Here is a 6,008-nt window from a genome sequence, read left to right on the forward strand (position 1 = left end):
GATCGGCAGCAGCGGCGCGGAGAAACTCAACCCGTCGAGCACGGCCCGGAACTCGTCGAGCATCGGCTCCATCAGCGGACTGTGGAACGCGTNGCGATCCCGCCACGCCCGCTCGACCTCGTCGAGCGCGTCGATCGGGCCGGACACCACCGTCGACGCCGGCCCGTTCACCGCCGCCACACCCACCCGCGCATGACCCGAGATCGACTCGGCCACCTCGGCCTCCGATGCGGCCACCGCCAGCATCCCGCCACCGGCCGGCAACGCCTGCATCAACCGGCCCCGCGCCGCCACCAGCGCACACGCGTCCGCCAGGGACAGCACTCCGGCCACGTACGCGGCGGTCACCTCGCCGATCGAGTGACCACCGACGAAGTCCGGGACCACCCCAAACGACTCGACCAGACGGAACAACGCCACCTCGACCGCGAACAGACCGGCCTGCGTGAACTGCGTCCGGTCGAGCAGGTCGCCGTCGCCGAACAGCACCGGCTGCAACGGCTGCGGCAACAACACATCGAGCTGCGCGCACACCTCGTCCAACGCGGACGCGAAGACGGGGAACGCGTCGTACAACTCCCGGCCCATGCCGGCGCGCTGCGCACCCTGACCGGAGAACAGCACCGCGAGGGGGCCCCGGTCGACGGCCCGGCCGACGACCACGGTGTCGGCGGGTTCGCCGGCGGCCAGCGCGCGCAGCCCGGCGGCCAGCTCGTCGTGGTCGGCGGCGAGCAGCACCGCCCGGTGCTCCAACGCGGTTCGCGCGGTCAGCGACGTCCGGGCGACGTCGGCCAGCTCGGGCCGGTCGGGGGCGGCGAGCGCGGCGGCCCAGCGGGCGGCCTGCCGGGCCAGCCCGCCGTCGCCGCGCGCCGACACCAGCACCGGCGCCAGCGGCGGCGCGGGCCGGTCGGCCGGCTCGTCCTCGACCGCGGGCGGCTGCTCGACGATGACGTGCGCGTTGGTGCCGCTGACGCCGAACGAGGAGACGGCGGCCCGGCGGGGCCGGTTCACGGCCGGCCACGGGCGAGCCTCGGTCAGCAGCTCGACCGCGCCGGCGGACCAGTCGACGTGCGGGGTGGGCTCGTCGACGTGCAGGGTGCGGGGCAGCACGCCGTGGCGCAGCGCCTGCACCATCTTGATCACCCCGGCGACACCGGCGGCGGCCTGGCTGTGCCCGATGTTGGACTTGATCGAGCCCAGCCACAGCGGCTCACCGGCCCGGTCCTGCCCGTACGTGGCGAGCAGCGCCTGCGCCTCGATCGGGTCGCCGAGCGTGGTGGCGGTGCCGTGCGCCTCGACGGCGTCCACGTCGGCGGTGGTGAGGCCGGCGGCGGTGAGCGCGGCCCGGATGACCCGCTGCTGGGAGGGGCCGTTCGGGGCGGTGAGCCCGTTGCTGGCGCCGTCCTGGTTGACCGCGGAGCCGCGCACGACCGCGAGCACGCGGTGGCCGTTGCGGCGGGCGTCGCTCAGCCGCTCGACGACCAGCACGCCCACGCCCTCGGACCAGCCGGTGCCGTCGGCGGAGGCGGCGAACGAGCGGCAGCGACCGTCGGCGGCCAGGCCGCCCTGCCGGGTGAACTCGACGAACGCGCCGGGGGTGACCAGCACGTTCACGCCGCCGGCCAGGGCCAGGTCGCATTCGCCCTGGCGCAGCGACTGCACGGCAAGGTGCAGCGCGACCAGCGACGACGAGCAGGCGGTGTCCACGGTGACGGCCGGGCCCTCCAGCCCGAACGTGTAGGCGACGCGGCCGGAGATGACGCTGTGCGCGCCGCCGGTGAGCCGGTAGCCGTCCAGGTCGCGGGTCTCGTCGCCGGCGCCGTAGCCGGACGGGGACGCGCCGACGAACACGCCGGTCGAGGTGCCGTGCAACGCGTCGGGAGCGATCGCGGCCTGCTCGAACGCCGCCCAGGTGGCCTCCAGCAGCAGCCGCTGCTGCGGGTCCATGGCCAGGGCCTCGCGGGGTGAGATGCCGAAGAAGTCCGGGTCGAACTCGGTGGCCCGGTCGATGAAGCCGCCGTGGCGGGTGAACGATCGGCCCGGCGCGTCCGGGTCGGCGGCGAAGAGCCGGTCGAGGTCCCAGTCCCGGTCGGTGCGGAACTCGGTGATGCCGTCGCGGCCCTCGGCGACCAGCTCCCACAGCCCGTCGGGGTCGTCGACGCCGCCCGGGTAGCGGCAGCTCATCCCGACGATCGCGATCGGCTCGTCGACGACGGTCACGGCGCCGGCCGGCGCGTCGGCGGTCGCGTCGCCGGGCTCGGGCAGCCGCAGCAGGGTGGCCAGGTGCCCGGCCAGCACGGCCGGGCTGGGGTAGTCGAAGATGACGGTGGTGGGCAGCGCCAGGCCGGTGGCGGTGGTGAGCTGGTTGCGCAGCTCGACCGCGGTCAGCGAGTCGAAGCCCAGGTCGCGGAAGGCACGCTTGGGGCGTACCGCGTCGGTGCCGGTGTGCCCGAGCACGGCGGCGGCGTGGTCGCGGACCAGGTCGGTGAGGCGGCGTTCCCGGTCGGCGGGGGCGAGGTCGAGCAGGTCCCGGCGCAGCCCGGAGGCCCGGTCGTCGACCTCGGCGGCGGGGCGCTCGGCCAGCGCCGCCCGGGCCTCCGGGATGTCCGCGAGCAGCGGTCGGGGTCGGGTGGAGGCGTACGCGGGGGCGAACGTCGACCAGTCCACGTCCGCGACGACGAGCGTGGTCTCGCCGTGCTCGACGGCCCGGCGCAGGGCGAGCAGCGCGGCGGCGGGCTGCATCGGGTTGAGGCCGCGCCGGCTGAGCAGCCGCTGCGCCTCCTCGGTGGTGGCCATGCCACCCTCGGCCCAGGCGCCCCAGGAGACCGAGGTGGCGGTGAGTCCCCGGGCACGGCGCCGCTCGGCGAGCGCGTCGAGGTAGGCGTTCGCGGCCGCATACGCGCCCTGGCCGCCGCTGCCCCACACCCCGGAGATGGAGGCGAACAGCACGAACGCGTCGAGCTGCCGGTCGCCGAGCAGCTCGTCGAGGTGGACGGCGCCGGCGACCTTGCCGGCCATCACATGGTCGAACACGTCCAGGTCGGTGTCGACCAGCGCGGTGAGCCGGGTGATGCCGGCGGCGTGCAGCACGGCGGTCAGCGGCGCGACGTCGTCGAGGCCGGCGACCAGCGAGGCGACCTGCTCCCGGTCGGCCAGGTCGCAGGCGACGACGCTGACCCGTACCCCGTCGGTGCTCAGCTCGTCGACCAGCTCGCGGGCCCCGGCGGCGTGGAGGCCGCGGCGGCTGGTGAGCACCAGGTGCTCGGCGCCGTTGGCGGCGAGCCAGCGGGCGGCCTGCGCGCCGATCGCGCCGGTGCCGCCGGTGATCAGCACGGTGCCGCGCGGCTGCCAGCCGGCGAGCTGCCCGGAGGTGCGGGCGGTGGTGCGGGCCAGCCGGCGCACGAACGTGCCGTGGGGGCGGACCGCGAACTGGTCCTCGTCGCCCACGCCGCCGAGGATCCGGGCGACCTCCGCCCAGGTGGCGGCGTCGGGTTCGGCGGGCAGGTCGACCACGCCACCGGACTGCCGGGGGTGTTCCAGGCCGATCACCCGGGCCAGACCCCAGAGCGCGTGCTGGGCGGCGCTGGCGACCGGTTCGGCCGGGCCGGTGCCCACGCCGCCCTGGGTGAGGCACCACAGCGCGGCGGCGCCGCCGGCGTCCTGGGTGGCCTGCACCAGCCGGGTGGTGGCGACCAGGCCGGTGGGGATGCCCGGGTGGCCGGGGTGCTCGGTGTCGGCCAGCCCGAGCAGGGACACGATCACGGCCGGTTCGCCGGCGAGCCCGGCGGCCAGTTCCGCCCGGGTGACGTGGACCGGGTCGACGGTCAGCGTGCGCAGCGTCGCGCCCTCGGGCAGGGCGGCGGCCAGCAGGTCCAGCCCGGCGTCCAGGAGCGGGGCGTCGGTCGGGCGCACCACCAGCACGTCACCGGTGACCGGGGCGCCGGGGGTCGGGGTGGCCGGCTGCCACGTCACCCGGTACGACCAGCCGTCCAGCACGGCCCGCTGGAGCCGGGCGCGGCGCCAGGACGACAGCAGCGGCAGCGCCGGAGCGAGCACCTCCGGGTCGGCGTCGCCCTGGGCGGTGAGCGCGGCCACGTCGGCGCGTTCCACCGCCGACCAGAACTCGACGTCGATCACGTCCGGGCCGACCGGGCCGGTGGTGGTCGCCGCGATCCGCTCGGGCCAGTAGCGTCGCCGCTGGAACGCGTACGTGGGCAGGCCGGTGAGGACCGGCGCGGGGGCGAGGACGTGGCGCAGGTCCACCGGCAGCCCGTCGGCGTGGGCCTGGGCGATGCTGGTCAGCAGCCGCAGCCGGGCGTCCTCGCCGCGGCGCAGGGTGGACAGCGCGCGGCCGGTGGTGGCGGTGTCGTCCAGGATGGCCGCCACCGACATGGTGAGCACCGGGTGCGGGGACACCTCGACGAATTCGGTGTGCCCGGCGGCGATCGCGGTCCGCACGGCGGTGTCGAACAGCACCGGCAGGCGCAGGTTGTCGGCCCAGTGGTCGGCGTCGAGGCGGATGCCGTCGAGCCGGTCGCCGGTGACCGTGGAGATGATCGGCACGTCGCCGGCGCGCGGGGTGAGGCCGGCCAGTTCGGTGCGCAGCCGCTCGGCGACCGGCGCCACGGCCGGGGAGTGCGAGGCGTAGTCGACGGCCACCATCCGGGCCCGTACGCCGTCGGCGACCAGCGCGGCGACCAGGTCGGCGACCGCCTTCGGCGGCCCGGCGACGGCGGTGGTGGCGGGGCCGTTGACCACGGAGACGGTGACGCCTTCGGGGAGGCGGGCGGCCAGCTCGGCGGCGGGCAGGTCGACGGCGGCCATCGTCCCGGTGCCGGCGACCTCGGCCAGTACGCGAAGCCGCAGCGCCAGCACCCGGGCCGCGTCGGCGAGGGTGAGCGCGCCGGCCACGTGCGCGGCGACGATCTCGCCCTGGGAGTGGCCGATCACGGCGCGGGGGGTCATTCCGGCGTGCCGCCACAGCCGGGCCAGCGCCACGCCCACGGCGAACAGCACCGGCTGGGCGATCTCGGAGCGGGTCAGCCACGAGTCGTCGGCGCCGGTGAGCACGGCGACCACGTCGACGTCGAGCCAGCGGTCCAGTTCCGCCTGGCATTCGGCGAGCGCCTCGTCGAAGACCGGCGCGGCGCCGATCAGCTCGGCCGCCATGCCGGCGTGCTGCGCGCCCTGGCCGGGGAACACCCAGACCGGGCCCTCCCCCGCTTCGCCGGCCTGCCCGGTGACGACGGCGCCGGCGGGGGCGCCGGCGGCGACCGCGTCGAGCCCGGCGAGCAGCTGTGCCGGGTCGGCGGCGACCACGGCGGCCCGGTGTTCGAAGACCGACCGGGTGGTGGCCAGCGACCAGGCCAGCCGGGCCGGGTCGAGGTCGGTGTGCGCGCGGACGTGGCGGGCCAGGCGGGCGGCCTGCTCGCGCAGCGCCTCGGCGGAGCGGGCGGACAGCGACCACACGGTCGCCGGGCCGGCGACCAGGGCCGGCCGGTCGGTGTCGGGCGTCGGGGCGGGCGCGGGTTCGGCCTGTTCCAGGATGACGTGGGCGTTGGTCCCGCTGATGCCGAACGACGACACCGCGGCCCGGCGCGGCCGGTCCGCCGCCGGCCAGGGCCGGGGTTCGGTGAGCAGCGAGACGGCGCCGGCGGACCAGTCGATGTGCGGGGACGGCTGGTCGACGTGCAGGGTGGCGGGCAGCCGGCCGTGCCGCATCGCCTGCACCATCTTGATCACGCCGGCGACACCGGCGGCGGACTGGCTGTGCCCGAGGTTCGACTTGACCGAGCCGAGCCAGAGCGGGTCGCGTCCGTCCCGGTCCTGCCCGTACGTGGCGAGCAGCGCCTGCGCCTCGATCGGGTCGCCGAGNGTGGTGCCGGTGCCGTGCGCCTCGACCGCGTCCACGTCGCCGGTGTCGAGCCGGGCGTTGCTCAACGCCGCCCGGATGACCCGCTGCTGGGAGGGGCCGTTGGGGGCGGTGAGCCCGTTGGACGCGCCGTCCT

Annotated in this window: 1 protein-coding gene; it reads right to left on the reverse strand. The window is 76.6% G+C overall.

Annotated elements, in window-relative coordinates:
- Positions 1–6,008, reverse strand: a 6,008-nt coding sequence (locus B1205_RS30230; protein WP_254909790.1) for a type I polyketide synthase, incomplete at both ends; no start/stop codon positions are given.

Origin of the sequence: Micromonospora sp. NBS 11-29, assembly GCF_002140155.1 — a bacterium.
GTDB lineage: Bacteria > Actinomycetota > Actinomycetes > Mycobacteriales > Micromonosporaceae > Micromonospora.